Source organism: Streptomyces sp. HUAS TT11 (assembly GCF_051553595.1).
Lineage (GTDB): Bacteria > Actinomycetota > Actinomycetes > Streptomycetales > Streptomycetaceae > Streptomyces.
The window spans coordinates 9,272,532-9,299,317 of the sequence record NZ_CP196184.1; the positions used below are offsets into that span (position 1 = coordinate 9,272,532).

Here is a 26,786-nt window from a genome sequence, read left to right on the forward strand (position 1 = left end):
CCATGCGCCTCCACCAGCCGCGTACCCTAGACGACGTCCTGGCCCGAGCCCGCATCAACGGCGACTACACCCCTGGCCACCGCGCGGCCTCCCGCCGCCGCATCACCGACCAGCTCCTCGAACTGCGCTGGATTAACGCGCTCACCGTATCGGCCGGAACACCATCCGGCCCGGCACCGGACATGCTGTTGCACGAGCAGGCCGAGGAAGAGCTCCGGGCCGTCTCCTAAGGCGTCATCCACCAAGACGACGCCGCCCGTTGCATTGCCCGCTTCGAGACGGCCCGCGACCCCGGCGGCGCCCTCGCCTTTACATGCCTGCTCATGCTGGCCGACCGGGAGGAAGGCGCCCAGTTCTGGCACCAGTACGCCGCCAGCGGCGGCCAGGCCATCGGTGCCGTCTGTCTCTACCTCATGCACGTACGCCGCGGCGAATGGCGCGATGCCCGCTATTGGGCCAAGCAGGTCGAAGCCCTCGAGGACGAACTCTGCCAGTACGCGCTGGTGTCAACGCCCGGGTCCGGTGGAGTGGAGGTCCGCCTTGCCCTACCAGTTGCGGCTGCGATCGTGCCGGAGGACGCCGTTAGGGAGGCACTGGAGGACCTGGATGTCGACCAGGTCGACGGCCTTGGGACCATCCTGCAGCCCAGCGCGGAGCTCGCCCGTCAGCTCAACGACCTTGTCACCGCCGACCGCTGAAAGCACCCCTGCAGCCCCGGGCGTTGGATGGGGGAGTCTCTGGTGTGGCCGGGTGGGGGGAGGGGATGGTGGCCCGGCACCAGGGTGGGGGTCCGCCCCCTGCCTTACGTCGGGGGAGCGTTGAAGCAGGGGACGGGGGCTCGAGGCAGCTGCGCGGTCAGGGGCCGGGGAGGTCGTCGAGGGTGATGACGGTGTAGGCGCGGATCCTGCGCACATCTGTGAGGCGCGGAACCAGCGCAGTCCCGGATGCCCGTAAGGCAGCGCTTCGTCGGCGGCGGATAACGCCTGGAGCCTGCTGTCGCTATTTTGGTAGGGGGTGCCAATCACTCCGTACGGCGGTGCGCTTTGCGCGAGGAAGACGGTCGGCCTGCCGTCGAGGTGCGGGCACTGCTCCGCTGCGGTACGGGCGTGCTGGGGGCAGACGGGGGGTGTCGCGCGGTATGCGCCACGGCCTCCTGCGGCCGCGCCTGGCCCGGTCCGGCGAGGAAGATGATGCCGTGGCGGGTACGGGCGCTGTGGGCGCAGACTTCGCAGCGCAGTTGCTGCATGCATTCGCGCTGGCGGGAGGGGTGGACCATCCGCCAGCGCGGCCGTCCGGTGGGTAGGCCGTCGGCGTCGATCGTCTGGGACCAGCGGCCCCACAGCACGCCGCGCAGGTCGCGGTCCGTCTTGAGCGTCCCAGTAGCCCAGCTGCAGGTGCCCGTCGGGGCCGCGGTTGATGCGCAGGGACAGCAGCAGGTCGGGGTGTTCGCCGACGCGGCTGGTGATGTAGGGCACGAGCCGGCTCATGGCTAGGACGATGGACAAAGGATGCCTCCGAGGTGAGCCTTTCGGGGTTGTCGCCCGCTTCAGGATGCCCACCGGACTCCCTTCTCCCTCTCGGCAAGTGCGAGGCCAGCCTGTGATCCTGATCGGCATTGATCCGCACAAGTCGTCACACACCGCCGTCGCCGTCGACCCTGCCGGCCACCAGGTGGCCCAGCACCGGTTCGTCGTCAACGCCGGAACCTTCCGCCAGTTGATGCGCTGGTGCAAGCAGTGGCCGAGCGCCGCTTCGCCGTCGAAGGCGCCTGCGGCCTGGGCCGAACCCTTGCCCAGCAGCTGGCCGCCGCTGGCGAGAATGTGGTGGACCTTGCGATGCCGAGTTGTATTAGCGATAGGGCGAGGGCGTCGGCCACCGCTGTACTGACGTGGTCGTCTCCAGCCGTCGGAGAACCCGTGTCGCGGTTGATGACGCCCCACCCGGAGACAGACAGTGCCACCAGCGCGCGGGCATGCGGTCAGCGGCCGATCCCGAGCATGGAGAGTAGTGGGACCTCGTGCCAGGGCTTGGCCACAGCAGAGCACGTTGAGATCCAGTAACGGAATGCGGAAGAGGCTCGGCCACCCGACAGAATGTGACAAGCCTTGTCCGCGCCGCCCCGGCGCGGGTGCCGATCCCAGCGGTAGCGCCACCAGGATCGGAGCCGTGGACCCCGGCGCCCACCCGGCACCACAGCCAGGCCATCGGCCTTGCACTGACGTTCCCGCCCCGTCACCGGTGCCCCGCACGAGCCGTCACGCTTGTGCGGGGCACTGGTGTTCTGTCTGCCGGGACCGTCTTCCCGGGCCGGGTTCGTGTCACCGGTACCGGCGCGCTGAGCCTGGTCCTCGAAGGGCTCGTTGTGTGCGACAGCGGCTCAGCGCTTGGTGAGCTGGCTCGGCGCCGGGCCGGGGTCAGCGGTCACGGCGGTGCGCCGGCCGCGGCGCTCCAGGGCGGTGGACCACAAGGCGAGCCCGAGGGCGGCGGCGGCCATGAGTGCGCCGACCCAGTTGGGGGCGGTGTAACCGAAGCCGGCGGAGATGACGAGGCCGCCGAGCCACGCGGACAGAGCGTTGCCGAGGTTGAAAGCACCGACGTTGAGGGCGGAGGCCAGGGTCGGGGCTCCGTGGGCCTGGTCGAGAACACGCTTGTTCAGTGGCGGCACGGTGGCGAACCCGAACGCGCCGACGAGCATGATGGTGATCGCCGCGAGGATCTTGTTGTGTGCGGTGAAGGTGAACAAGGCCAGCACCACGGTCAGTCCGCCGAGCGCGACGTAGAGCATCGGCATCAGCGCACGGTCGGCGAGTCTGCCGCTGGCGAGGTTGCCGATGACCATGCCGATGCCGAGCAGGATCAGCAGCCAGGTCAGTGAGCCCTCGGAGAAGCCCGCGACCCAGGTCATCATCGGGGCGATGTACGTGATCGCCGCGAAGACGCCGCCGAAGCCGAGCACGGTTATCGCCATCGCGAGGGGAACCTGCGGGTTGCGCAGGGCGGCGATCTCGTGCCGCAGGTGGACGTTTTCGGGGCGGGGCATGGCGGGGACGAACTTGGCCAGCGCGAGCAGTGCGATCACGCCGAGGGCGGCGACAAGGGTGAAGGTGACGCGCCAGCCGGCGGCCTGGCCGATGTAGGTACCGAGCGGGACGCCCACGACGTTGGCGACGGTCAGGCCGGTGAGCGTGATGGCGATGGCGTTGGCCTTCTTCTCCGGGGCGACCAGTTCGGTGGCGAGGACCACGCCGATGCCGAAGTACGCGCCGTGCGCGAGCGAGGTGACGACGCGCCCGGCGAGCATCAGCCCGAAGTTGGGGGCGAGCGCGGACAGCAGGTTACCGAGGACGAACAGGGCCATCAGCAGCAGCAGTATCCGCTTGCGGGACATCTTCGTGCCGAGTGCGGTCATCAGCGGGGAGCCGAACACGACGCCGAGGGCGTAGACGGTGACCAGCAGTCCGGCGGTGGGAATGCTGATGTGGAAGTCGGTGGCGATCTGGGGCAGCAATCCCGTGGGGATGAACTCCGTGGTTCCGAGGCCGAAGGCACCGATGGCGAGAGCAAGAAGCGCCAGGGGCATGGGTTCAACCCTTCCGTGTTGCTTGAGTGAGTACTTGATGTCCAGGCCGCTTCCGGACTGCCGGGCAACAGTGCGCTGGAGATTGTGTGGGGTAGAGGGGAAGCTGAAACCGGTCAGGCCCCGCCGGCCGCGACCGCGGCCTCGGGCCTGACCGGGCGGTGAACCACGTCCTGTTCATCCGGTCCCTCGACCGTTGCGGCACGGGATCGCGCCGGTGGAGACTTTCGTGACCACCGGCGCGATCCTGTCTACGGAGCTGTTCCTTGCCGTCCGCGGGGATGGCCGTTGCTCATCCCTGGATGGTGAGAGTTACTTCTGTAGGAAGGACTGCAGTGCGGCGGTCACTTCCTTCGGCCTCTCCTCGTTCACGAAGTGGCCGGTCTTGGCCAGGACTTGTCCCTGGACGTCCTCGGCGTACTCGTGCCACTGGTTGGGGACTCCGGAACCGAAGGAGTACTCACCACCGATCGCGAGGATGGGCATCTTCAGCTTGCCCTGGGCCAGGAACTCCTTGTTCTGCTGAACATCCGTGCGGAGCCCACGGTAGACGTTCATCCAGGCCGTCGCACGGCCGGGCTCCTTCAGGAAGTGGGAGTAGTAGTCGAAGTCCGACGCCGTGAAAGGCGACTTGTCGCGGTTCACGTACTCAAGCATCATGTCGTGGACGATGACGCGCTCGTGACCGGCGATGAGCTTTTCAGCGAGAGGCATCTGGAACAGGCCGAAGTGCCACGGCGAGGGCCTGTTCGGGTCGGCGTTGAGCGCGGCGTAGGTGTAGATGCTCTGGTCCGGGACGGGAGCTTCCATCACAGCCATGCTCCGCACCTCCGAGCGGTACTGCGCCGCGTAGCCGTAGGCGACCCACATACCGATGTCGTGGGCGACCACCTGGACGCCGTTGTTGAGCTTCAGCTGTGTCAGCAGCTGATGTACGTCCTTCGACAACTGCACTGCGTCGTAGCCACTCTTGGTGACCTGGGACTGGCCGGCACCCCGCAGGTCGACGGCGATCACGGTGTGGTTCTTGGAGAGCGGAACCATCTCCTTGCGCCACTCGGACCAGTCCTCGGGGAACCCGTGGATCATCACCACAGTTGAGCCCTTACCACCCCGCACGTAGTGCATACGGAAGCCATTCACTTCCGCGAACTTGGACCGAAAACCAGCGGGTGGCTGAGACTGCGGGTAAGACGACGTCGGGCGGAGTGCCGAGGAGTCATGCTCGCGACTCTCACCCCATGCTCCGGAGCTCAAAGCCACGGAACCCACCAGGAGAGCCACCACAGCCGTAATGAGCGCGATGAGTTTGTTGATCTTCCCTGCTCCGGTATGTGGATCTTCGCTGGACAGCTTGCTGTCGCTCATCTTCTTGCTCTCTCTGTGTGTCGGAGTTCACTGCAGGCGCCGTGTACGCGGTGCTGCCGGGCTCCCGTACGGGTTGGTGCCGACGGTCGCTTTGGGCTTGTCGGCCCACTCCTGGAGTTAACGCTGTCCGGGACTGGGCTGTCAAGCCCAATCCAGGTATCGTCCGAAGCATGAAACCCACCGCAGAAGCTCGGGAGCCTCAGCGCGGTGGCGCTCTTGAGCACTCCGAGGCCATCCAGGCGGCCTGCTGATCGAAGGCGTAGGTGTCTCCGGTGCCGTGACGGGCCCAGGGCACCGCCGTCACCGTCACCCCGTGTCGGCGGCAGTCCACCCGCGGCGCGTCGGCTTCCCGGAAGACCCGCATCACCGGCTGATGGCCAGGCCCGCCCGGCCACCCGCCCATTCCTCGCCTGCCGTGGCCGCCAGCGTGAGATGGCTGATACCGAGCGGCACGTTTGGCGAGATGGTGACCGAGCCCAACAGCAAGGGACGCTTCCGCTTCTCTGCATCGATGAAGCCCGACTCGAAAGATCGCTGGAGTCCGTTCCGGCTGACGGCTGCGGAACTCCCTAGGCGCATCCTTGCCAGGCTGGTCGAGTTGGAGAAGGCGGGGGTTGAGTAGGTAAGGGGCTCAGCGGTCCAGCCCCTGGCGCTTCCAGCCTGTCAGCGAGATGGGCGCCGTGGTCGGTGGATCGCCGACCAGACGCTGGCACCTCAACGTGTGGCCTTCTCCACGGGGTTCGGCAACGACCAGCATGCATTCCACCATTCGGGCTCGAATTCGGCCTGCAACTTCGACCGCGATACGCGGACCTGCTGCAAGTGGTTGGTGTCCGTCACCGGCTCCGCGGCCGCCCGCAGCCCCTACAAGACCGAACGCGTGGTGTTTCACACTTGCCCGCACTCCTGCAGATGCACGCCGTCGACCGTGACTCGGGTCTCCTCGTCGTCGGGGCCATAGACCGCGCACATGTCGTCGTGGAGCGGCTCGAGCGTCCGCCGGGCCTCGACGAGGCGCGTGTCGAGGCCGGCAAACCGTTCGCTTCGGTGGAAGCCGAGCACGCTCTCGGCCTGCCAGTCGATGACGGCGCGCACCAGGCTCTCCTTGTTCGCGAAGTAGTGGCTCAGCTGCGAGCCGCTGACCCCCGCTGCTCTTCGCACCAGCTCGTTGTTCGTCGCGTGGACCCCCCGCGTGTAGATCAAGTCCGCGGCGTGCTCGAGGATGCGACCTCGCGTCGCCAGCCCCTTGCCGGTGCGCTCGCGAAGATCACGCGATCCATCGTTCATCTGCATGTCACCAGCCTATCTCGCAGATTGGGCTCGGCGGCCCAACGTGAACACAGATTGGGCTTGACGGCCCAGTCCACGTCGTGTTTACTGCGAGTGGGCTGAATAGCCCAGTCCCATACCGTCCGGAGGACCACCACCATGTCTCGTCTCAGCACGCCCGAGCTCACCGACGCCAAGGCGCAGGGCACGCTCGACGCCATCGCCAAGCAGTTCGGCTTCGCTCCGGGCATGTTCACAGCGCTCGCCGCCAACCCGACCGTCCTCGAGATCGTGATGGGCCTGCAGGGCAGCATCGCGAAGCTCCTCGACGCGAAGACCCGCCACACGATCGCGCTGGCCACGTCCCACTCCAACAACTGTGACTACTGCTCGGCGCTGCACGGATACATCTCCGCGAACCTCGGAGGCATGTCCACCGAGGAGATCGAGCTGGCCCGCACCGGCGGCTCCACCGATCCCAAGCGTGCCGCCGTCGCTCGCTTCTCCCAGCAGGTGATCGAGACCCGCGGTCAGGTGGGCGACGAGGACATCGCCGCGGTCCGCGAGGCCGGGTACACGGACCCCGAGATCCAGGCGATCGTGACCGTCGTGGTCGTCACGCTGCTCACGAACTACCTCAACAACGTCAACGACACCGTCGTCGACATCCCCGGTGCGGGCGCGTAACCAGCGACGTCGCGACCGCGTGGACTGGCACGGAGGTCGCCCCGATGAAAGCGATGTTCACCACGTACTGACGTGACTCCAACGCCCAGAAACCGCCTCCTGACCCGATCTCTGCGACAACGAAACGAAAGCCAATCATGGATCTCAACAATCTGATCACCAAGCACCTCACCCGCTACTTCGACCCGAACAAGAAGATCCCGGAGGAGACCTTCCAGCTCCTGCTGCGCTACCTGCGCACCTCGCCGACGACGATCAACATCCAGCCGATCCACTTCTTTGTGCTGGAGTCGCAGGCCGGCAAGGACAAGCTTGCGGACGCTCTCGTCGGCCGCTTCGAGGACAACCAGGAGAAGGTGCGGAACGCGTCGCACGCGATCGTGTTCACGACCCGCAAGACGATTCCCGACGAGCACTTGCAGGAGATCTTCGCAAAGGAGCGCGCGGACAATCGCTTCGCGGACCCGGAGATCCAAAAGGGATGGGAGGCTGGAGCGTCCCACTTCGTGGAGATCCAGTCGGAGAACTATGGCGGCGACGTGCTCCACTGGCTGGAGAAGAACACCTACCTCGTGGTCGGCGCGACCATGATGGCCGCCGCTTCTCTCGGAGTCGACGCCACCCCGTTTGAAGGGTTCGACCGCGCGGCGATCGACAAAGCGTTCGGCCTCACCGACACCGACTTCACCACAACGCTGATCATGGCGCTCGGGTACCCGGACGAGACGCGCGTCTCTCGCCAGCCGGTATCGCGCTTCGACGCCGAGAAGATCTTCACCCACATGTGACGAACTGAGCGGGTGCGCGATCGGTGCGCCTGCTCGGTTCTGGGGGACTCGACTGTCCGGCGCCCGCACCTCTCCTCGACGGACGCCGGGCAGTCGACCTCTACCGACCTTGAGTAGGCCAAGATGCATGCAGACAGGACAGTTCAGAACCGCGCGGCCGCGCTCCCGGGTTCAGAGCACACGCACCAGTTCACCGGCGACTGGGAGATGTGGAAAGGCGGCGGCAAGATGTTCATGCTGCAGACATCGATGCCTGGGGAGCCGGTCGTGATCCTCAAGGCCGATCCCTCAGATGCCGAGACGCTCTGCGCGTCGCACACGAGCATCTCTCGCGGCTACCGCATGAATAAGAAGCACTGGATCACCGTCAGACCTGGTGCGGATATCGAGCATGTCAATCCCCCCGCGCCGTGGAGATCTTTCAAGCGGCCAACTCCATGGTGGGGTCGGCCTGATGGTCTCGTTCGTAGTCGATCGGGCTCTGGTATCCGCAGACGCTGTGTAGCCGGTCGGTGTTGTAGAAGCCGGCGATCCAGGTGGCAATCTTCAACCGTGCCTCGGTGCGGGTGGCGAAGGCGTGCCGGTGGACGTACTCGACCTTGAGCACGCTGTTGAACGCCTCGCTGACGGCGTTGTCGAAACATGAGCCGACACGGCCCATGGACTGGGTCACGCCGAGCCGGCGGCAGGCCCGCCTGAAACGCCGGGACTGATATTCGCTGCCGCGGTCGGAGTGGAAGATCGGGCCCCTGACGTCGCCGCCGCGGGTGGCCGCGGCCATGTGCAGGGAGGCGACGACCAGCTCCGCGTCGTGGCGCTCGCCCATCGCATAGCCGAGCAGGCGGCGCGAGAACAGATCGATCACAGTGGCCAGGTACAGCTTGCCCTCGCTGGTCACGATCTCCGTCATGTCCCCGGCCCACACCTGGTCGGGAGTGGTGGCGCTGAAGTTGCGGCGTACGAAGTCCGCACACGCGGGCCGCTTGCCCGGCTTCGTCAGCCCCCGGCGCCTTCGGATCTTGCGTCCGGCCAGGCCGAGTTCGGCCATGAGGCGGGCGACGGTGTTCACCGACACTCTCCAGCCCTGACGCACGAGGGTGACCTAGACCTCCGGGGAACCATACGTGCCGCCCGACTCATCGAAGATCTGCCGGATCGCGTCGGCCAGCTTCCGCCGCCGCACCTCGCGAGCGGTGACGGGCTGGTTGCGCCACTTGTAGAACCAGGACTCGCTCACGCCCAGCGCGCGGCACGTCAGGGTAGGCGGAATGTCCTGCTCGGCCTTGCAGTCGCTGATCACCCCGGCCACCTGAGCCGGGTCCGCCGCAGCTACTTCACCCACAAGGCCATGCAGCGTTTGACGACATCGCGCTCCATCTCCAGCTCGCGTATAAGCGGTTCCTGCTGCGGGCTCGGACAAACACGACCTTCGTGTGGTGCCGCCCGAGTCGTTCGGCAGCTGTGGCCATGACCGGAATCGGATTGCCGAAGGAGCCCGTGATCTCCCAAAGCCCGTCCTCATGCCCCGCAGACCAGCCTGCCGCGGTGAACTCCTTGATCACCTCCGCGTATCGGTCGTCCTCCTGTGCCAGGGCAATGAGCCGTTCCACCTCGCTCCAAGGCGCGACGCGGGCGAGTGCCTGCTCCGGCGGGATCATCTACGGACGAATTGCCCGCCGAGCCGGACGGCACGGCGGCGAACAGGACGGTGCCGGTCTACCGAAACCTGGCGTGCCACATCAGAAGGTCAACGGCGCCCTGCCCCCGGGCGGCGAATCGGCTGCCCGGGGGCGCGGCGTGCGGACTGAACAGTTACGAGATGCGGCCTTCGACGATGTGCAGGGACACCGGAATCGGCGGCACCCAATACGGGGTGTCGCCCCGAAGGATCAAGGATGCCGTCCAGTCACCGGGCCGGCCGATCGCGCCCGCGTTCAGCGTCACCGTGAACGAAGCGCTCTGCCCCGGCCGCAGTATGAGCCGGTGAGGGCTCTCCGACAGCCAGGGCACGTCCGACTCGGTCTGGTCGTACCCCGGAAGCAGGTCCGCCGTGGCCACCGGAATGGGGAAGCGACTCTGGCCACTGCCGCCCACCCGGTACAGGCCAGGTGCGCCGCCGCCCCGGTAGACCGCGGTGGGGGCGTCGGGCAGCGCGCTCCAGGTGTCTGTGCCCGGGTCGTAGGCGTAGCCCTCAGCGGTGAGCACCCGGTTCACCCCGACCCGCTTGAAGCCGCCGGAGATCAGGAGCTGTCCGTTGGCGGCGGCGTAGACGCCGGCGGCCAGGCCCACCGGCATGCTGGCGATGGACTGCCAGCTGTTGGACGCCGGGTCGTAGACGTAGCCGACGCCGGTCTCGACGTAGTCGTGGTTGCCGCCCGCGCAGTACAGCTTGCCGTTGATCGCGCCGCACGAGGCCCAGCTGATCGTCTGGGGGTAGTCCGCTGCCTTGGACCACGTGCCGGAGCGCGGGTCGAAGACGTACACGGTGTTGGAGCAGTCGGTGTTGGTGCATCCGCCGACCACGTAGAGCCGCCCGTCGAGTACGGTGCCGGCCGCCCCGAAGCGCGCCTCGGGGATGTCGGGGCCCTTGGCCCAGGTGCCGCTGGCGGCGTCGTACACCTGCATGGTGCGGCTCACGACCTCGTCGGGGGCCCAGCCGCCCACGGTGTAGAGGTGGCTGCCGATGAAGCCGTGCGCGGTGGCCTGCCGCGGTTCGGGGGCACCGGGGCCCCGGGTCCAGGCGCCCGCCGACGGGTCGTAGACGTAGAGGTCGGCGGTGGGGTTGCGGCCGTCCGTTGTTCCGAGAGTGGAGTAGAGCTTGCCTCCGTAGTTCTCCACCGCGTTGTCCATGACGGGGGCGGGAAGGTCGGGCAGTCCGTGCCAGGAGGTGCCCGGGGTACCAGTGTCGGTTCCGGTGCGCTCGCCGATCCGGATCGTCGCGGGAGCGGTGCCGGTGTTCCGTACGGTCACCTTCCGCACCACCGTGCCGCGCGGTGTGGTGGTTGCCTCGATACGGGTGGTACCGAGCGACAATTGCCCCGCTTTGAGGACGAACGAACCCTTGGCGACCTGGTTCTCAGCTACGGCGGCCGTGAGAGAGGCCGTGCTGTAGGAGGGCTTGGCCGCCACGAAGGTGTGACGGCCGCCGCCAGGAACGAACAGCAGGTAGAGACCGTCGCCAACCTGCGGGTCACCGGTGGTTGCCACGGTCAGCGCCGAGGGCCCGCCGGTGGAGCCGGTGCTGACTGAGGCGCCGACCAGCCCTCGTCCGGTGTTGGCGTCGGAGACGGTACCCGTGAGCACGCCGCCGGGGACGGGCGTGAGGACCCGCTCCGCGACGGTCACGTCATCGACGGCCCACAACACGCCCGGGCCGGTGAAGTGGAAACGCACCTGCACCGCCGCCTTCCCGGCGTAGGCGGTCAACGGGATCTCCACACGGCCGCTCGCCCACAGCTGGTCCTGGTGCCACACCGTGGTCCAGGTCCGGCCGTCGTCGGCGGTGACGTCCACATCGCCGGTCTGCTCGCCGGACCCCTCATAGTCGGTGCTGAACCCCAGCTCGGGGTCGCCGGTGCGGCGGAAGTCGTAGACCGGGCTGACCAGCTGGGTGTCGAATGCCGTGTCCCAGCCGGCGTGGTCGTTGTCGGCGATGACGAACCCACCGGACCCTCCGGTGTTGTTGCCCCGGCCGCCCGGATCGTGGAAGGCCCAGCCCTGCCCGGTGCCCGGGGCGTTCACCACGCTCCAGCCCTGCGGCGCCCCGGCGGTGGAGTCGAAGGGCTGGGTGTCGAGGGTGTCCACGTCCAGGGTGTACGCCGGGTTGCCGTCGGCCCAGGTGTCGGCCGGCAGCGCCAGCCCGACGCTCTGATCCGCGGCGCCCACCGCCACCTGCCGGACCAGGGACCGGTAGTGGGTGTCGTCGCTGACGACCCGCAGGGTGTAGGTGTGGTTCTCGGGCAGGTCCAGGCGGTACGCGCCGGTGTAGGCGTCGGACCAGACGGGAGCGCCCGGCACCCCGTCCACGGTGATCTTTGCATGGAGAGGCCAGCCGTGACCCGAGCCGTCGGTGACGGTGCCGGAGACACGGTGGGTGGCGAGCCTGCGCAGGGTGAAGCCCCGGGTCACGGCGCCGCCGTCGGTGATCTGGACGTCCGGTGCCTCGCCGGACGCGTAGCCGTAGGCGGTGACCTGGACCTGGTAGCCGCCGACCGGCAGTGGCAAGGTGTAGTGGCCCCGGCTGTCGGTAGTAGAGGTGTAGATGCCAGCGGTCACCTGGGCCGCGGCGACCGGTGCGCCGGTGGCGGTGTCGGTGACGGTGCCCGAGAGGGTGCCGTGCGCCTCCATGCGGAACGCCGAGAGTCCGTCAGGGGTGCCCAGGCCGGTGGGCCCGTCGTAGCCGGTGCCCGCGGTGCACAAATACGCCGGTGAGCACTTTCCGTTCGACCCTGTCCTCACGTCGTGCAGCCCGGCGCCACCGCCGGCGTACGGGTACGCGTTGGGGTACGTCCCAGCAACCGGGGTGCCGGCGTCCGCGTACACGCCCGCGATGATCGGTGCCGACGCGCTGGTGCCGCCGGCAAGGCTCCAGCCCCCGGACTGGCCGTAGGTGTCGTAGACGGCAACACCGGTGGCCGGGTCGGCCACCGCGGAGACATCGGCGACGGTACGGCCGACGCAGCCGGTGTCCTGCTGGAAGGTTGGCTTGGGCTCGTACAGGGAGCAGCCGGAACCCGTGCCGGCGCCGTCGTGGTTCCACACCGACTCGGACCAACCGCGGGCGGCGGCAGCGTCCTTGGTGAGCGTCGTACCACCGACCGCCGTAACGTGCGGGGACGCCGCGGGGTAGGCGACGCCGTAGCGGTTGTCGCCGGAGGAGGCGACGATCGCAACGCCCGGGTGGTCGTAGTGCACGTCTGCCGACGACTCCGCGGGGTCCTCGGGGTAGAAGGCGTAGTTGGAGCCGTAGGAGTTGGAGACGTATCCCGCGCCGAGCGCCACCGCTTGGTCCACGGCGGCCCCCAGGTCGTCGATGGTGGGCTTGTCGGCCTCGACCAGCAGGATCCTCGCGTTGGGGGCGACGGCGGAGACCATGTCCAGGTCGAGCGAGATCTCGCCGGCCCAGCCGGGGTCCGGGGCGGGGTAGTCGGTTCCGCCTCGCTGGTCGACCTTCGTGAAGCAGCCGTTGGCGCTGGTGCAGGCGGGCAGCCCGTACTGTGCGCGGTAGACGCCGAGGTCGACCTCGGCGTTGGGGTTGTCGAAAGCGTCGACGATGGCGATGGTCTTGCCCGCCCCTCCGTCCGCGGGAAGGCCGTAGGCGTCGCGCAGATCGGCTGGGTCGAAGCCCTGAGGGGCGTCCTCGGCGGCCCGCAGGCCCTTGTGTGGCGTGATGTCGGTACGGCGAAGGCCGAAGCACGTGAACTCGTGCGGCTTGGGCGGCCCGCACAGCGGCTCGACATGGCCGGGCAACTCGTGGGTGGACGTGGACGACTTCGTGGACTTCTCACTCACGTTGGCCTGAGCGGGAGTCTGGACGCCGAGCGCCATCAGTACGGCGGTGCTCAGCAGAGCCGCACCGACGGCCGGCCATCTCCGCCGGCGGGGCACCGGTCTCCGGGATATGGACAAATCACAACTCCTGTGGACTTCTTGAAGGCAACGGCACACACCGTGCCCAGATCAGTAAGTTGCAGATCCATTCGGAAAAGTTCACGGGACCTACCGTTTTTTCTCCACTCCGCATGAACGGCCTGTCCGTCGCCGTCACCGAAGCCACCGGCGCCTTCCGCCCCGTGATGATCCTGCGCCGCCCGCCGCGCGAGTACTCGTGCGGAAAGTGGGCCGCCAGCGTGGAGACCGCCGAGCGGATCGCCCACACCTACAGCTACGAACTGGCCGAGCCGGCGCCCGGCTACCTGCCCGGGCGGTGCCAGATCTGCCCCGACGGCGTCGTGCGCACCGTCGAGTCCGCCACCGACAACCCGGCCACGATGATCACCTCGCTGGCGATGGACGACGGCACCACCTTCCCCGCCCGCGCCTGCCAGTTGGTCGACGCCGCCCGCATCGCCTCCGCCAAGGCGACTGCCACCCAGGCCGCCACCCAGGCGCCGCCTGGGTCGCCGACCGACCCGACCCCGACGACCTGGACTGGTGCCGGGCCCTGACCGACCTGGAAGACCTCGACTACTTGACGCACGCGGACCCGGCCGCCGCCGAGGAGCTGACTGGTGGCCGAACCCGCCGGATCACGATGGAGATCCCGCGCACCCTCGTCACCAAGGGCGACATTCTCCGCGCCTTCGGCGCCTGCCTCGCTGTCCTCGACACCGGCGTCACCAGCGACCCCGGCCAGGACGCCGCATGGTGGGCGCAGCTCGAAGGCGTCACCGTCCTGGACAAGCGGGCCACCTATCGCGAGCCGTGGACGATGAGCCTCGACCTCGGCAAGGCCATGTGGGACATCGTCACCGTCGACCGCGTCATCCCCGACATCGCCGTCTGAAAACCGCAGGCTTGTGACCTGCGGCTTTCTTAGAAATCCCTTTGCCTATTCAGAATGGCTAACTGGGTTAGGGCAAAGCGATCAGGTAAAGAGTGGAAGTAGTACTACTCACCACCCCCCAAGGAGCCCGCCAGGCGCACCACCAAGGTCACCGCCACCGAGCCCGCCCGGTGCACAAGGTGCGGACGGCGGCTGCACGTCCCCAGCCCGGACGGTTACGGCCCCAAGTGTCGGCGGATGATCTGCCGCGCCACCCGGGCCCCCGAGCTGGCCCAGTACAAGCTGCACTTGGTGGAAGCAGCCATCGAACTCCTCGAACAGGGCGGCATGGTCGTGCTCCGTAAGACCAGCAAGAACCTCGTGTTCCTCGCCGTCAGATTCGACGGCTCGACCACCTACCGCACCGCCCGGGCCGCCTGCACCTGCCCAGCCGGCCTGAAAGCCATCCACGTCTGTAAACACCGAATTGCCACGCACGCCTGGGCGCCTCGGGCTCACGCGCGTAGTGGCGGCTGCCCCAACCCGTACCTCGGCGCCGGCGGCGATGGCCTCGCGTGCTGGCTTGAACGCGCTCGTCTGGTCGGTGAGCATGGCGGCGATGTCGGGCTGACTTGGGGGCTCGTCTTCGGTGGCCGTGCCGTGACTGTAGAGGCTACCTCTGTGAACTCTGCTGTCGGCGGCGAGTGCTTGACTCGCGGGCATGGACGACGAACAGCTTCTGACCACCGTGGCCGAGATCTTGTGGCCGGACCTCCGTGACCTAACCTGCCGTGAGTACGGGCATGAGCCCGGCCATGTCTGCATTCCCGTCTCCGCTTGCGCGGACCTGGGAAACCTCGTCGAGACGCTTTCTGACCGGTACGGCGAGCCGTCCGCCGGCGCCGACCGACTGCCACCGCTGCCCTTGTCTGGGCAGGTCGACTGGAGGTATGCCTGGCCGTTCAGTAGCCGGTGGGTCGCCTTCGGCCGGACCGGTCAAGGCAAGGACGCTGGACCCGCCCTGATGATCGCCCTGCGCAGCACGCCAGTCGCAGAGCAGTTGCCCGCGGAGACCTCGTGGCTGGAAAGGCTCATGGCCGTGACCGGCTGGGTGCCGAGGAGTGCGAGTCAGGTCGACTGGGCGGCAGTCGAGTCCCGCCTGGAGACGGCACTGCCGAGCGACTACAAGGCGCTCATCGAGACTTTCGGCAATGGCATGTTCGACGGTTTCCACTACGCGTTCATGCCAGACGAGCTGATCAAGACCACCGAGTTGGCGGCGAGACTGGGCCAGGCCCCTTGGGAGCCGCATCCTCCGTTCCCGGCCCCCGGCGGGCTGGTGCCCTGGATGGGCAACGAGCACGAGCAGTCGTTCCACTGGGTCACCGAGGGCCCCGACCCCGACCGGTGGCCCGTCTACGTCACCGAAGCCGGACCGGAGGCAGGGCAGCGATTCGATTGCACGGCCACGGAGTACCTGTTCCGTCACCTCACTGACCCGCAGCATCCGATCCCGATGCCGGTGGACTTCCGCGCGCACTGGTTCATGGACTGCGCCGGGAACATGGAGCTGGAGGCGGCGATGGAATAGCGCACGCAGCGCCGCTCTTGGTTGAAGGCCGATAACTGCGTTTCAGCACAGGAGCTCGCGTGCGGATCCTGGGCGGGAGATGCGTCGTCCCAGGGGACGCGGTGTTCGTCGTCGTACCCGAACTGCCGCTCACCCCCATAGGAAGCTCGACCGGGCCACGCAGCCCGAACCCCCTGTTGACATGCCGGTTGGATAACCGCAGCCTGGCCGAGACCCTGCTGTGTGAGCTGATGGCGCAGGCCGTGGGTGTCCCGGAGATCGGTGCCGACGCCGACTTCCTGGCGTCCGCCAGCACGGCACGGAGGGCCTCGGTGACCAGCTCCAACCGGGTCGGGTGGCGCACGCAGCGCGGCCAAGACGTGGGCGGTGTTGGTGGGCTTGCGCACGAGTCCAGGCTCCTTCAGCCGCGAGTTCCAGATCTGGCCGTCCTGAATCAACCAGGAGATGCGGCCGGCCCCACCTGAGCGGGTAGTCGCGCGCGGCCTGCAGATGACGAACTTGGTCGTCGTGCACATGGGCGACTGCTGGGCCGTGCGGAAGAGCAGTCGGTGCCTGGGTGTCTCGCGAGCGCAGGCAGTCGACGCGCTGCGGCAGCAGGTGCCGGCGTGCACACACTGCCGACCACACACAGCGCTGGGAGTCCTGGATTGAACGTGCGCCATCGCGAGACGCCCCCCGTGTGAGTGGTGGTACGGGGGGCGCTGCGTTGCGCTGCATCGAGGGCGTAGCTGGCAGGCGACAGCCATGGGCATCAGCAGCCAGCGGGCTACGTCGGCGCAACACGTATTTTGTCGGCACGGGCAATGTGAGCCCGCCGCGGCACCCCAAGACGGAGAGGCTGACCTGGGAGCCTCGACCGTCCTGGGGCACTTTCCGCTAAATCAAGCGTGACGCTGTCGACGTGCCCGCGCATCTCGGCCCGGCGAGCGCGCCGCCCACGCCTTACGATGTGGCGGGACCAAGGCTGGGAGGCGTGCTCGGCCTCGACTTCCTGCGACCTGAGACGAGGAGACGCCAGGGCGCGGGGTCGGCACTATTGTGGCCCAGCAGTGTTTTGGGTTGCGAGCCGAGGCGGCCATGCGGGTGGCGCGGAACAGGGGTGCGAATCTGGTGCACGCGGGCAGGCTGGAGCTATGGCCAGGCGTCGCGTGATCGTCTACCCGCCGACCGCCACGGTGGCCGACGGGTGCGGGTGGACGGACGCATCCTCGGCACGGTCTACAGCTTGCACGATCTTCGCGCGTTCCTTTGCCGTGCGGGCATCAGTGGCTTGACCGAGGGCCGCGCTGCTGGGACACCTCAGCCTTCAGACCGCCTCCGGGTACGTCGCGGTGTTCAACGATGAGGTGGTCCGGCACTACCAGCAGTTCCTCGACAACCGGCGCCGCCTGCGGCCCGACGGCGAATACCGGGCCCCGACCAGCACCGAGTGGAGCGAGTTCGAGCAGCACTTCGACACCCGCAAGGTCGAGCTCGGCGACTGCGGCCGGCTGGCTTTGTCCACGAGATTGGACAGCAGTTGTCCAACACATCGGGCAGCACTCTGACGCGTACCTGATTCGAACATCCCGCAGTATCGGTGGGTACCGTCTGGAGGCCGGGCGGTGCATCGTTCCCCTCCAGCGCCGGGTGATTGCCTGACGTAGGAAGAGGACGTTCGGGTCCGACCGCCTACGCCTTGAGGGCTCTCTGGCGAGAAGCTTCGGCGGGGGTGAAAGACAGGCGCTGCGGGCGAGGCTCAAGGGTTGAGGAACTGCAGGAACTGGCTCTCGAACTCGCTCGGGTCCCTGCTCAGCGAAGCCTTGACCATTGCGGTGAACTCGTCGACAACGACCTCGAACGCGTCGGCCTCGACACCGTCAAGGGCGGCGTGCGCGACGTCGGCCGGGGCCATCTTGGGTACGTCGTAGCCCTTCATCATGTCGGTGTCGGCCGCCCCGAGGTGTACCGAGGTGACGAGGGTCCCCTGCCCGGCCAGCTCCTGACGCAGTGCGTTGCTCATGCTCCACACGGCGGCCTTGGACACCGCGTAGGCACTGCTGCCGGGGAAGACGAACCAGGATGCCGAGGAGGCGATGTTCAGGATGGCGCCTCCGCCGTTCCTTGCAAGGACCGGGGCAAAGGCGCGGACCATGGACAATGTTCCCCAGAAGTTGACCTCCATCGTGTTCCGGACAGCGTCGAGGTCGCCGAGTAGGGCTTTACCTCCGATGCCGGCATTGTTGACGAGCAGGTCGACGTCTCCGGCTGTCCGGGCGGCTGCTGCGACGGCCTCGGGGTCGGTGATGTCGAGTCCGAGGATCTCCACACCCTCGAGGTCGATGGATTCCGGCCGACGCGCGGTCGCGTAGACCCTCGCACCCCGCTTGACGAGCTGGGCTGCAAGATGGCGGCCGATGCCGCGATTGGCTCCGGTGACGAGCGCCGTGGCTCCGTTGATGTTCATGGGTGTACGCTAGAACCTCACGTCAGCGTGAGGTTCAAGTCCGGGCCGGCCAGGAGGCACGATGCGCATCGGCAAGGTCGCCGCACGCGCGGGGGTCAGCGTTCGCGCCCTGCGCTACTACGAGGAGCAAGGACTCGTCGTCGCCGCACGCGGCCCCGGGGACCAGCGGGAGTATTCCGAGTCCGACGTCGAGCGGGTGAAGTTCATCCAGCTCCTCTACTCGGCCGGGCTGCCCAGCAAGGCGATCCTGCACATCCTGCCGTTCATGGACACCCTGGTCGCAACCCCGGAGATGACGCAACGGCTCACAGACGAGCGCGACCGCATCCAGGCGCGGATCCACGACCTGACCAGGGCACGCGAACGCCTCGACGAGTTGATCGGCCTCGCCGCCCAGTACACGACGTCGTCACCGGCGCAGTGCCCACCGGACGCGGACACCGCACACCACGGACCGAAGAAGCCCGGCCGAGTGGTCCAATCGACACGCCCTTGACCGGTACTGCGTGAGGCGTTCCAAGGCATCTCCGCCCCCTGGACGCAGCTCGTGAATCGAACAGCCACCGCTCAGGGTGCTGTCCACTTTCGTGAACAACTGCTGTCCAATCTCGTGGACAAAGCCAGCCGGCCGTACGCCAGCGACTGCCGCCACGAACACGCCTGCATCCGCTGCCCGGTCCTGCGTGTCAACCCGCAGATGGCCTTCCGCCTGGAGGAGATCGAGACCGATCTGATCGCACGCCGGGCCCGTATCGACGCTGAAGGCTGGCTCGGCGAGATTGAGGGCATCGATCTGACCTTGAGGCTGCTTCGGCAGAAGCAGGTCGAAGCGGAGCGGCTGGCCTACGTGCCCCAAACCGTCGACCTGGGCATTCCCGTGGTAGTACCTCACAGTAGGCAGTACGAGGAGGTCAAGCGCTCAAGCACCCTCCCGGGCTGGGGGCGGAAAGGCTAACGAACGCTGGCCGTCGGCGACCCCGACCCATCGATACGCATCGACGCCACCTACACACTGGCCACCGCTGCAGACCACGACTGCGAGGTCCGTTCCTCCTTTCGTGCCCGACTCGCCGCCGAGCAGGACCCGATCGGCAGCGCTGCTTTGGTCCTCGCCACCGCCGAAGCCACCCGCACCCATCCCCACTCGCCGACCATCGCCTGGATGCGAGAGCGATGGCGGGACCGCACACAAGCGCCCGAGGTCCGGCTGGCTGCCGCGATCGGCTGGCTCTGCCTTACCGACCAACCCGTCCCCGAAGACCTGCGCGCCGCTGTCGACGACCTCGCCACTAACGAGCGCGCCCAGGCCATGGAAGCCCTGCCCCGGATGGCCGCTGCCGGCGGTCCGGCGAAACGGGACTGCGGCACTGCGTCCGAAAGATGCTTCACCCCGGCCAGCCCGATCCTGAGGATTGCGATGACCCGTGGGCCCTGCGCCGCTGACGGCGAGAGCAAGCCACCAGCGCTAGATGTTGATTCGTACGAGTGAGTTGGGCTGTGTCGGTGTCCGTGCACGTTGGCGCTGAGAAGGCGAGCGGGTGACGTGGGACTTCCTCCACTCCTCCGTCCAATCACTCACTGCACACGATCGGTAACAGTTCGCTGGGCGGGACTCCAGCTGGGCCCGGCGCTGCGTGCGTGGAGGCGGCAGCTGCGTGGGGTGCGGGCAATGATGTGCCGCGCGCAGATGCGAACGTGTGGGCGGACACGAACGGGTGCCTTCCGCCGAGCCGATCGGTGCCGATGAGGAGACTGCCGCAGGCGATTCTTGTGGGCTATGCCCCGGCTGGGCGCCAGACCGTGGTGAATGCCGCGACGGGGTCGGTGTCGGCTGGTGCCGCGGGCCACCATTCGCCGTGGTCGTCCCGGAGGTAGGGGTACCAGCGGGCGTCGGGTCCGAGGCGCAGTTGGATGCCGTGGTCGGCGAGGGTGAGGCGGTTGCGCCAGACCCTGAGGGGGATGGACGCGTTGGTCATCTCGGTGAGGGCCGTAGTCAGGGTGGCACGGGCGGTCGTCATCATCGCCGGGTCGGGGGTGTGGGGCTGTTCGGCGACGGTGATGCCGGTGGGGCCGCCGTGGCGCCATGCGCGGGCAAGTCGGGCGAGCGCGGTCGGTTTGGTGCCTGTGCTCTGGATCAGGTGGTGGAACCACTCGGGTCCGGGAGCACTTGCGGCGATGCGGACCACGTCCTGCTGTTGGGTCAGATGCAGGCTGGTGGTGTCGCCGGCCAGTAGCCGGGCGGCGCGTGTGGCGGCGTCAGTCATGAGGTGTTCGAGGTCCGTGGCGGCCAGGCCGCTGCCCGGCGGCGGGGCGACGGGTAGTGCGGCGGCGTGGGGGGACGGTTCGGGGAGGTCGGGCAGTGCGGGGGTGTGCTCAGCCAGGGCAGCCCAGGCGGTGTATGCGCTGGCGGCGGGGATGCCGGCCGGAGCGGGCGGGGTGTCCGCCGCACGGCCCGCCGTGCGGCGTGCGCGCAGCTGGGCGAAGACTTCTTCCCGTCCCCGACCCCGCAGTGCGAAGAGTACGAACGGATCGTCGTCGATGGTAGCGGCGATGGCGTAGCACAGCGCGGCGGCGTGTTTGCAGGGGTATCCCCAGTCGGGGCAGGAACATTCGGGGTCGAGCTCGGTGGGCTGTGGGAGGAGGGGGACGTCGGCCTGGTGGGCGTCGTCGACGAGGTCGGTGGGCATCTCGCCGTCGAGGAGGGCTGCGAGATGTCCGGCGCGGGCGGCGATGGTGTCGAGCAGGGTGTCCCACTGGCGGAGGGTGAGGACGGGCAAGTGGACGGCGGAGCGGTAGGGGCGGGGACGGCTGCCCTGGACGGGGGCTTTGACCTGGCCCGGGGCGATGATGATCCGGCCGACCATGCCCTTGCGGGCGTAGGTGCGTCCGCGTGAGAGACGCCCGGCGTCCAGGGTGGAATCCTCCAGGGCCGCCACCCATGCCTGGCCCCACCAGGTGGCGGCGAAGGCGCGCTTGCCGCGCACCCGTCCACGGTGGGCTGCCGGGCTCATGACTGCCTGCCCAGGGCAACGAGTTCGGCGAGGTCGGCGTCGGACAGTTCGGTCAGCGCGGCCTCGCCGGAGCCGACGACAGCGTCGGCGAGAGCGCGCTTGGCAGCGAGGAGCTGCGCGATCTTGTCCTCCACGGTTCCCTCCGCGAGGAGTTTGTGGACCTGGACGGGCTTGTCCTGGCCGATACGGTAGGCGCGGTCGGTTGCCTGGTCCTCGACGGCGGGGTTCCACCAACGGTCGTAGTGCACGACATGGGTGGCGCGGGTGAGGTTGAGTCCGGTGCCCGCGGCCTTCAACGACAGCAGGAACACCGGCACTTCACCGCGCTGGAAGCGTTCTACCATGTCCTCGCGCCGGACGACGGGGGTGCCGCCGTGCAGGAAGATGGTGGGGATTCCGCGTTCGGCGAGGTGCTTCTCCAAGAGGGCCGCCATCTGCTTGTACTGGGTGAAGACCAGCACCGATTCGTCCTCGGCGGTGATGGTGTCGAGCAGTTCGTCGAGCAGGTCGAGTTTGCCGGAGCGGCCGGTCAGTGGCGTGGACTGGCGCAGGTACTGGGCGGGGTGGTTACAGATCTGCTTCAGCGCGGTGAGCAGTTCCAGCACCAGGCCGCGCCGGGCGATGCCCTCGGACTGCTGGATCTTCGCCATGGTTTCGCGGACCACTGCTTCGTACAGGCTAGTCTGCTCGGCTGTCAGCGGCACGACGCGGTCGGTCTCCGTCTTGGCGGGGAGTTCGGGTGCGATGCCGGGGTCGGACTTCTTGCGACGTAGCAGGAAGGGGCGTACGAGCCGGGAGAGGCGCTCGGCGGCCTCGGGGTCCCCACCTGATTCGATCGCGCGGGCGTGGCGGTCGCGGAAGGCGGTGAGCGAACCGAGGAGCCCCGGGGTGGACCAATCCAGGAGTGCCCACAGCTCGGAGAGGTTGTTCTCCACGGGGGTGCCGGTCAGCGCGACGCGGGCGCGGGCGGGCAGGGCACGCAGTTCGCGAGCGGTGACGGCGTAGGGGTTCTTGACGTGCTGGGCCTCATCGGCAGCCACCAGCGACCAGGCGGTTTCGGCGAGGACGTCGCGGTCGCGGCGCAGCACGCCGTAGGTGACCAGGATGATCTCGTCGTCGGCCAGGTCCTTGAGGTGGCGGTCGCCGCCGTGGTAGCGGCGGACAGGAGTGGACGGCGCGAAACGGGCCGCCTCGCGCTGCCAGTTGCCGAGCAAAGAGGCGGGGCAGACAACCAGGGTGGGGCCCGCGGTGGCGGGGCCGGTCTGGCGGTGCAGGTGCAGGGCGAGCAGGGTGATGGTCTTGCCCAGGCCCATGTCGTCGGCGAGGCAGCCGCCGAGACCTAGTTCGCACATCTCGGCCAGCCAGGCCAGACCCCGCTTCTGGTAGTCGCGCAACGTGGCCGTCAAAGCGGCCGGTTGCGGGGCAGCAGTGCGGGATTCGGGATCGCGGATACGAGCGACCAGAGCGCCGAGCGCACCGACTGCCTCGCAGGCGAACGTCTCCCCGTCCCTCTCCGCCTCGCCGGTCAGCGCTGCGGCCAATGCCTCCATGGGCGTGAGCGAATCCATCCGACGGCGTCTGGCACGGGCCACCAGCTTCGGGTCGGCAACCACCCACTGATCACGCAGCCGGACAAGGGGGCGGCGCGCCTCGGCGAGGGCGTCCATCTCGGCCTCGGTCAGCGGCTCGCCGCCGAGCGAGACCTGCCAGCGGAAGTCCAGGAGGGCATCGGTATCAAGGAGGCCGCCCGCGCTGGAGCCGGGGGCGGTGCGCTGCCCAATCTCCGCGGTCGCAGTGAGCGCCTTGACCAGTTCGCGCGGCCAGTGCACGTCGATACCGGCCCCGCGCAGCGCGTCGGTAGCATCACCCAGCAGCTCGAACGCCTCGTCGTCGGTCAGCCGCAGCTGCTCCGGCGCCGCGTCTTTGAGTAGCCGTTCCAGTGGTGGCCAGACGCGGGCGCCGCGGCGCAGTGCGAGCAGCGTCTCGGTCTCGGCACGCGGTCCGAGCAGCCGCTCCGCCTCGGCCGTCTCGCTCCACAGCCGGGCGGCCTCGACGACGAGCGCCGGATCGGCCGCGGTGTGCAGCTGCAGGACGGCCCGGAACTGCCGCCTGCGTCCCTCGGGTACCTCCACGCGCAGCGAGATGCTTACGTCGGCGGTGAGCGCGGCGGCAGTCTCCTCGGCCCAGTCGCGCAGAGCGGGCACCGCTCGTGTCTCCCGCCAGGCGTACGGCAGCGCTCCCATGGCCAGCGGTGCGGCCGGGGTACGGACCAGCTCGTCGGCGACCGCATCGCAGAACTGACGTACCAGCGCGGCCGGTTCAGTGATCCGCAGTGGAGCCGGGCCCGGCTCGGGCAGGCAGTGGGCATGAGGTGGGAACGCGGCGGCGAGGACGTCCAGCGTCTGGCGCTGGGCCACAGTGAAGGGACCCAGCCGCCAGCTGTCGTAACCGGCAGGGGTAAGGGCCGGGTAAAGCCGGCCGTCGGCGAGCAGCCGCAGCGCGAACTGGCCCACCGTCTGCCAGGCGGCAGCGGACGGATGCGGCGGCCGCGAACCGGCCAGGGCAGCAACCGCGACAGCAACAGGAAGCGCGAAACCCTCCACCTGGCGCCGCCGGACCGAACGACCGTGCGGTAGCACCAGCTCCACAGACTCAGTCTTCACGCCCGAGGGCGCAATGCCTCCGCTGCCGGTCACCCCGGTGGGCTGCCAGAGCAGCAGCCGCCCAAAGCGGGCCGGCTCTCCGGGCAGGAACACTGCTGCCCAGCCCCCGTCGAGGTGCTCCCGTGCCCAACCCGTCGCCTCGGGCACCGCCAGCGGCGGCGCGCTCATCGCGCCTGCGCCAGGTTCTCGAACAACGACCCGTACCACTGTCTCCCGCCCCATCGCCGTCCGGGCGGTCGTCACCGCACGCGCCCACGACCCGACTTCACCACGCATCATCACCCACCGGCAAGCTCGGGCCACACCATCACGGGTGAGAACGGCGGATCCAGGCGAGGACGACGCGACCCGCTGGTTGTCCGGGTGGCGTGCCGTCGTTCGTTAGAACGGGTGCGGCTCAGCAGGCCGGGGATGGAGGCGACAGTGCGATGGCCCCCCGATTTCTATCTGTACGGTGGGATAGGTGAAGATCTCCGAGATGGATCGGGCCCGCTTGAAGAAGTGGGCAGAGCAGCGTGTTCCTGCGCGTACGAGAGCGGAAGTTGCGGTGGTGTGCGCGGTGCGGGGCAGCACGGCTGTGATCACCGAGGAGCGTGCTCCGTAGGACGCTGCGGGGCAGTGCGGCCTGTGCGGTCGCTGTTCCCGCCCACAGATGCCCGCCCGCCTCTGCGCCCATTTGCGCCGCCACACCGGTTCCTCGCCCGTGCTCGGCCCGATCCGGCTGGGCGACCTCGTGATCGACCCCGCCGCACGCCGATGCACACTCCACAGCATCGAAGTCCCCCTGCGCCTCAAGGAGTTCGACCTACTCGCCCTTCTGTGCCAGCATCCGGGCGAGGCGGTCTCGCGCGAGACTCTGATGGCCGACGTGCGGGACGAGAACTGGTTCGGCTCCACCAAGACTCTCGACGTCACCATGGCCGGCCCGCGACGCCGCCTGCCCCAGGCCGCTGACGCGCTCACCCGTCCGTGTCGCCTGCCCCGGATCACCACCGTGCGCGGGCACGGCTACCGGCTGGAAGGGGCCGTGGGAGCAAGTCGACCGATCGACGACCGCCGAGGCGGCAGTTCACGTTCAGCGTGGTGAAGGCATCGTCGTGCGTGTTCGCGACGAGTGCGATCACGGTGAGGTGCGACTTCGGTGGCGGGTTGATGGCCGTCCGGGCCGTACTACGGCGCAGCGGGCTGTGTCTCCCAGGTTGGGGGAGCGCGCCCGGCCCCGCACACAGCCGGTACACACCACAGGGCCCGCTGTTCCTCCTCCCCGGTCGGCTCGTGCCGGGAGCTGGTGACGACACAGATGCAACCTTGCTCGCACGCGGAAGCCGGGAAGCAGCGATCACACGGCCCGGCGCTGAAGACGGCTCCGGCTGCCGCCCACGCAGCGCCCGCGTGCCAACGACGATGCGGCCCGCTGTATGGCCGGGGTCGGTCTGACCGTGAACACCCGCCGCCGCGTCTGAGTGAATACGGTCTGACGGGCCGGTATCGCACCGCTCGGCGCGATACCGGCCTCGAGGGGCGGGCCCGTCAAGGCCGGCGACCGCTCGCCGTGCCTCGTCGCCGAGGGTTGCAGCGCGCCGACGGCGACGCGATCCCGGCGACGGTCAGGTCTGTCAGCGCATTTCTGTGAGGAGGGTGTTGAGTTCGGCCTCCTGCTGGGCCGGCGACATCGGCGGGTTCGGGTGGTCGATGCCGAAGGTCTTCAGGACCTGGTCCATCTGGGCGTCGATGAACGTCCAGCCGGTGTTGTCCAGCGGCTGCAACGAGGCTTGGTCGGCATCCCAGAGGTCTCGCAGCGACTGGGCGGCGGCGTGGGCCCCGGTCGCGTTCCCCGACCGTGCGTCCTTGAGCGAGGTCGATGCGAGTGCCTTCAGTGCGTCGACCTTCGCGGGCGGGAACTTCTTCACGGCCTGGCCGGGGGCGAGGTGCACGGTGGAGGTGGCGTCGGTCTCCGGCGCCGGGCCGACGTGCGGCTGGCTGTGCGCCCAGACCAGCAGGCCCCCGGTGGCGACGGCGAGGAGGCCGAAGCCCGCCAGCGCGATGCGCTCCCTGTGCGGGTTGGCGGTGACCTGCGGGGTGTGCGTAGCGTCGTAGGTCTCGGTCACGTCGGAGCGCGTCACCGTCAGGTAGATGACAGTCACCAGAATCAGGCCGAGGAAGATCAGGCTGGTGGTGAAGGTGCCCAGCGCAAGGCCGCTCGGCTCGCCCGGCTGAGCGACCTTCGGGGAGGCGAGCCAGTCGCCGATGTTGGCACCGAGCGGGCGGGTCAGGATGTAGGCGAGCCAGAAGGAGAGCACCGGGTTCGCGCCGAACTTCCACAGCAGCGTGATCGCCGAGATGAGGCCGAGCGGCAGCAGGACCGAGACTCCCGGGCTCCAGCCCGTGAGCTCGAGGGTCCAGTCGCCGGTCGCGGTGCCGAGCGCGAAGGTGACGAGAACGGCGAGCCAGTAGAACGACTCACGCGGCAGCGTCGTGACCGAGTGGATCGAGAGGGTGCGCTCGCGCAGCCACCACACGCCGAAGACCACGGCGAGCAGGACCGAGAACACCGCGGAGCTGATCCACAGCGGCACGTTGAGCTGGTCGGTCAGGATGTCGGTGTACAGCGTGCCCGTGACACTGACAACGACCACGGTCAGCCAGTACGGGAAAGGGACGTACCGCTTCAGCCGCAGCTGGGCACCCAGAACCACCACGAACACCGCGGTGAAGATCCATGCCGTGTTCACCAGGCCGACGCCCAGCTTCATGTTGATCCAGTCGGCGAAACTCTCACCGACGGTCGTGCACAGGATCTTGATCACCCAGAACCAGATGGTGACCTCGGGAACCTTGTTCAGCATCAGCCGCCCACTGCGGCGTGTGCGGGCTTCGCTCATCATCGTCATGCGACGAGGTT

General features: G+C 68.4%; 24 protein-coding genes and 2 pseudogenes. 15 read left to right on the forward strand and 11 right to left on the reverse strand.

From position 1 onward, the window contains the following. The first annotated feature begins 2 nt into the window (after positions 1–2). Both ACSHXN_RS41835 and ACSHXN_RS41840 read left to right on the forward strand, forming a co-directional pair. The gene (locus ACSHXN_RS41835; RefSeq protein WP_355140420.1) at positions 3–230 is read left to right on the forward strand and encodes a hypothetical protein; all 228 of its coding nucleotides are present in this window, start codon (positions 3–5) and stop codon (positions 228–230) included. Positions 231–323: 93 nt separating this feature from the next. Then, positions 324–698 carry a hypothetical protein gene (locus ACSHXN_RS41840; protein ID WP_438306272.1) on the forward strand — a complete coding sequence of 125 codons (375 nt, stop codon included), beginning with the start codon at positions 324–326 and terminating at the stop codon, positions 696–698. A 1,679-nt stretch (positions 699–2,377) separates the two neighbouring features. Here the strand turns inward: ACSHXN_RS41840 and ACSHXN_RS41845 are convergent. From ACSHXN_RS41845 to ACSHXN_RS41855, 3 genes and pseudogenes are all read right to left on the reverse strand, one after another. Beyond that, complete coding sequence (locus ACSHXN_RS41845) at positions 2,378–3,580, reverse strand: MFS transporter (protein WP_356294233.1); 1,203 nt, start codon at positions 3,578–3,580, stop codon at positions 2,378–2,380. A 309-nt stretch (positions 3,581–3,889) separates the two neighbouring features. After that, entirely contained in the window at positions 3,890–4,666 is a 777-nt protein-coding gene (locus tag ACSHXN_RS41850; protein ID WP_355140417.1) for an alpha/beta fold hydrolase, read from the reverse strand. Between the two features lie 490 nt (positions 4,667–5,156). Beyond that, a pseudogene (locus ACSHXN_RS41855) lies at positions 5,157–5,291 on the reverse strand (ISL3 family transposase); the annotation flags it as partial. Between ACSHXN_RS41855 and ACSHXN_RS41860 the strand changes: the two are divergent. Next, positions 5,259–5,567 (forward strand): hypothetical protein, encoded by a 309-nt coding sequence (locus ACSHXN_RS41860; RefSeq protein WP_356294303.1) that lies wholly within the window; start codon positions 5,259–5,261, stop codon positions 5,565–5,567. The pseudogene ACSHXN_RS41855 and the gene ACSHXN_RS41860 overlap by 33 nt on opposite strands. A gap of 266 nt (positions 5,568–5,833) precedes the next feature. On the opposite strand, the gene ACSHXN_RS41865 is transcribed toward ACSHXN_RS41860, so the two are convergent. Beyond that, on the reverse strand, positions 5,834–6,238 hold the full coding sequence (locus ACSHXN_RS41865; RefSeq protein WP_438306273.1) for a TetR/AcrR family transcriptional regulator: 405 nt from the start codon (positions 6,236–6,238) through the stop codon (positions 5,834–5,836). 135 nt (positions 6,239–6,373) lie between these two features. Between ACSHXN_RS41865 and ACSHXN_RS41870 the strand changes: the two genes are divergently transcribed. From ACSHXN_RS41870 to ACSHXN_RS41880, 3 genes and pseudogenes are all read left to right on the forward strand, one after another. Continuing rightward, positions 6,374–6,901, forward strand: a complete 528-nt coding sequence (locus tag ACSHXN_RS41870; RefSeq protein ID WP_355140415.1) for a carboxymuconolactone decarboxylase family protein — start codon at positions 6,374–6,376, stop codon at positions 6,899–6,901. 137 nt (positions 6,902–7,038) lie between these two features. Further along, a complete protein-coding gene (locus tag ACSHXN_RS41875) occupies positions 7,039–7,689 on the forward strand; it encodes a nitroreductase family protein (protein WP_220297006.1) in 651 nt (216 codons plus the stop codon). 123 nt (positions 7,690–7,812) lie between these two features. Continuing rightward, a pseudogene (locus ACSHXN_RS41880) lies at positions 7,813–8,052 on the forward strand (MmcQ/YjbR family DNA-binding protein); the annotation flags it as partial. A 58-nt stretch (positions 8,053–8,110) separates the two neighbouring features. Here ACSHXN_RS41880 and ACSHXN_RS41885 read toward each other — a convergent pair. The 3 genes from ACSHXN_RS41885 to ACSHXN_RS41895 all read right to left on the reverse strand — a co-directional run bounded on the left by ACSHXN_RS41885 (position 8,111) and on the right by ACSHXN_RS41895 (position 13,236). Further along, positions 8,111–8,782, reverse strand: a complete 672-nt coding sequence (locus ACSHXN_RS41885; RefSeq protein WP_383359385.1) for an IS3 family transposase — start codon at positions 8,780–8,782, stop codon at positions 8,111–8,113. A gap of 9 nt (positions 8,783–8,791) precedes the next feature. After that, positions 8,792–9,031, reverse strand: a complete 240-nt coding sequence (locus tag ACSHXN_RS41890; RefSeq protein WP_356294238.1) for a hypothetical protein — start codon at positions 9,029–9,031, stop codon at positions 8,792–8,794. A 470-nt stretch (positions 9,032–9,501) separates the two neighbouring features. After that, positions 9,502–13,236, reverse strand: a complete 3,735-nt coding sequence (locus ACSHXN_RS41895) for a Kelch repeat-containing protein (RefSeq protein ID WP_438306542.1) — start codon at positions 13,234–13,236, stop codon at positions 9,502–9,504. A gap of 194 nt (positions 13,237–13,430) precedes the next feature. On the opposite strand from ACSHXN_RS41895, the gene ACSHXN_RS41900 reads away from it, so the two are divergent. From ACSHXN_RS41900 to ACSHXN_RS41925, 6 genes are all read left to right on the forward strand, one after another. Beyond that, positions 13,431–13,856 carry a hypothetical protein gene (locus ACSHXN_RS41900; protein WP_356294242.1) on the forward strand — a complete coding sequence of 142 codons (426 nt, stop codon included), beginning with the start codon at positions 13,431–13,433 and terminating at the stop codon, positions 13,854–13,856. 23 nt (positions 13,857–13,879) lie between these two features. Then, a complete protein-coding gene (locus ACSHXN_RS41905; protein WP_356294244.1) occupies positions 13,880–14,194 on the forward strand; it encodes a hypothetical protein in 315 nt (104 codons plus the stop codon). Between the two features lie 700 nt (positions 14,195–14,894). After that, positions 14,895–15,764 carry an SMI1/KNR4 family protein gene (locus ACSHXN_RS41910; protein WP_438306274.1) on the forward strand — a complete coding sequence of 290 codons (870 nt, stop codon included), beginning with the start codon at positions 14,895–14,897 and terminating at the stop codon, positions 15,762–15,764. A gap of 101 nt (positions 15,765–15,865) precedes the next feature. Beyond that, the gene (locus ACSHXN_RS41915) at positions 15,866–16,228 is read left to right on the forward strand and encodes a hypothetical protein (RefSeq protein ID WP_438306557.1); all 363 of its coding nucleotides are present in this window, start codon (positions 15,866–15,868) and stop codon (positions 16,226–16,228) included. Continuing rightward, complete coding sequence (locus tag ACSHXN_RS41920) at positions 16,209–16,415, forward strand: DUF6233 domain-containing protein (RefSeq protein ID WP_356294249.1); 207 nt, start codon at positions 16,209–16,211, stop codon at positions 16,413–16,415. Before ACSHXN_RS41915 ends, ACSHXN_RS41920 begins: the two co-directional genes overlap by 20 nt. Before the next feature lie 680 nt (positions 16,416–17,095). Then, the gene (locus ACSHXN_RS41925; RefSeq protein WP_356294251.1) at positions 17,096–17,311 is read left to right on the forward strand and encodes a hypothetical protein; all 216 of its coding nucleotides are present in this window, start codon (positions 17,096–17,098) and stop codon (positions 17,309–17,311) included. 191 nt (positions 17,312–17,502) lie between these two features. On the opposite strand, the gene ACSHXN_RS41930 is transcribed toward ACSHXN_RS41925, so the two are convergent. Next, positions 17,503–18,210 (reverse strand): SDR family oxidoreductase, encoded by a 708-nt coding sequence (locus tag ACSHXN_RS41930; protein ID WP_356294253.1) that lies wholly within the window; start codon positions 18,208–18,210, stop codon positions 17,503–17,505. A gap of 61 nt (positions 18,211–18,271) precedes the next feature. Here ACSHXN_RS41930 and ACSHXN_RS41935 point away from each other — a divergent pair, with 61 nt between their 5' ends. Then, on the forward strand, positions 18,272–18,706 hold the full coding sequence (locus ACSHXN_RS41935) for a MerR family transcriptional regulator (RefSeq protein ID WP_356294254.1): 435 nt from the start codon (positions 18,272–18,274) through the stop codon (positions 18,704–18,706). Between the two features lie 51 nt (positions 18,707–18,757). Continuing rightward, a complete protein-coding gene (locus ACSHXN_RS41940) occupies positions 18,758–19,165 on the forward strand; it encodes a hypothetical protein (RefSeq protein ID WP_438306275.1) in 408 nt (135 codons plus the stop codon). 820 nt (positions 19,166–19,985) lie between these two features. Here ACSHXN_RS41940 and ACSHXN_RS41945 read toward each other — a convergent pair. After that, entirely contained in the window at positions 19,986–21,221 is a 1,236-nt protein-coding gene (locus ACSHXN_RS41945) for an SWIM zinc finger family protein (RefSeq protein WP_438306276.1), read from the reverse strand. Then, the gene (locus ACSHXN_RS41950) at positions 21,218–24,052 is read right to left on the reverse strand and encodes a DEAD/DEAH box helicase (RefSeq protein ID WP_438306277.1); all 2,835 of its coding nucleotides are present in this window, start codon (positions 24,050–24,052) and stop codon (positions 21,218–21,220) included. The genes ACSHXN_RS41945 and ACSHXN_RS41950 overlap by 4 nt, the downstream gene beginning before the upstream one ends. A 484-nt stretch (positions 24,053–24,536) precedes the next feature. On the opposite strand from ACSHXN_RS41950, the gene ACSHXN_RS41955 reads away from it, so the two are divergent. Further along, positions 24,537–24,971, forward strand: coding sequence for a winged helix-turn-helix domain-containing protein (locus ACSHXN_RS41955; RefSeq protein ID WP_356294260.1), 435 nt, complete (start codon positions 24,537–24,539; stop codon positions 24,969–24,971). A 529-nt stretch (positions 24,972–25,500) separates the two neighbouring features. Here ACSHXN_RS41955 and ACSHXN_RS41960 read toward each other — a convergent pair. Continuing rightward, the gene (locus tag ACSHXN_RS41960) at positions 25,501–26,775 is read right to left on the reverse strand and encodes a COG4705 family protein (RefSeq protein WP_438306278.1); all 1,275 of its coding nucleotides are present in this window, start codon (positions 26,773–26,775) and stop codon (positions 25,501–25,503) included. Positions 26,776–26,786: the final 11 nt, after the last annotated feature.

Bases quoted from the DNA above. Each gene is read 5' to 3' on its own strand.
- ACSHXN_RS41835 (WP_355140420.1), top strand. From the start codon at position 3: ATGCGCCTCCACCAGCCGCGTACCCTAGACGACGTCCTGGCCCGAGCC.
- ACSHXN_RS41840 (WP_438306272.1), top strand. From the start codon at position 324: ATGCTGGCCGACCGGGAGGAAGGCGCCCAGTTCTGGCACCAGTACGCC.
- ACSHXN_RS41845 (WP_356294233.1), bottom strand. From the start codon at position 3,580: ATGCCCCTGGCGCTTCTTGCTCTCGCCATCGGTGCCTTCGGCCTCGGA.
- ACSHXN_RS41850 (WP_355140417.1), bottom strand. From the start codon at position 4,666: ATGATCCACGGGTTCCCCGAGGACTGGTCCGAGTGGCGCAAGGAGATG.
- ACSHXN_RS41865 (WP_438306273.1), bottom strand. From the start codon at position 6,238: ATGCAGATGAACGATGGATCGCGTGATCTTCGCGAGCGCACCGGCAAG.
- ACSHXN_RS41870 (WP_355140415.1), top strand. From the start codon at position 6,374: ATGTCTCGTCTCAGCACGCCCGAGCTCACCGACGCCAAGGCGCAGGGC.
- ACSHXN_RS41875 (WP_220297006.1), top strand. From the start codon at position 7,039: ATGGATCTCAACAATCTGATCACCAAGCACCTCACCCGCTACTTCGAC.
- ACSHXN_RS41895 (WP_438306542.1), bottom strand. From the start codon at position 13,236: ATGGCGCTCGGCGTCCAGACTCCCGCTCAGGCCAACGTGAGTGAGAAG.
- ACSHXN_RS41900 (WP_356294242.1), top strand. From the start codon at position 13,431: ATGAACGGCCTGTCCGTCGCCGTCACCGAAGCCACCGGCGCCTTCCGC.
- ACSHXN_RS41910 (WP_438306274.1), top strand. From the start codon at position 14,895: ATGGACGACGAACAGCTTCTGACCACCGTGGCCGAGATCTTGTGGCCG.
- ACSHXN_RS41920 (WP_356294249.1), top strand. From the start codon at position 16,209: ATGCGGCCGGCCCCACCTGAGCGGGTAGTCGCGCGCGGCCTGCAGATG.
- ACSHXN_RS41930 (WP_356294253.1), bottom strand. From the start codon at position 18,210: ATGAACATCAACGGAGCCACGGCGCTCGTCACCGGAGCCAATCGCGGC.
- ACSHXN_RS41935 (WP_356294254.1), top strand. From the start codon at position 18,272: ATGCGCATCGGCAAGGTCGCCGCACGCGCGGGGGTCAGCGTTCGCGCC.
- ACSHXN_RS41945 (WP_438306276.1), bottom strand. From the start codon at position 21,221: ATGAGCCCGGCAGCCCACCGTGGACGGGTGCGCGGCAAGCGCGCCTTC.
- ACSHXN_RS41950 (WP_438306277.1), bottom strand. From the start codon at position 24,052: ATGAGCGCGCCGCCGCTGGCGGTGCCCGAGGCGACGGGTTGGGCACGG.
- ACSHXN_RS41955 (WP_356294260.1), top strand. From the start codon at position 24,537: ATGCCCGCCCGCCTCTGCGCCCATTTGCGCCGCCACACCGGTTCCTCG.
- ACSHXN_RS41960 (WP_438306278.1), bottom strand. From the start codon at position 26,775: ATGACGATGATGAGCGAAGCCCGCACACGCCGCAGTGGGCGGCTGATG.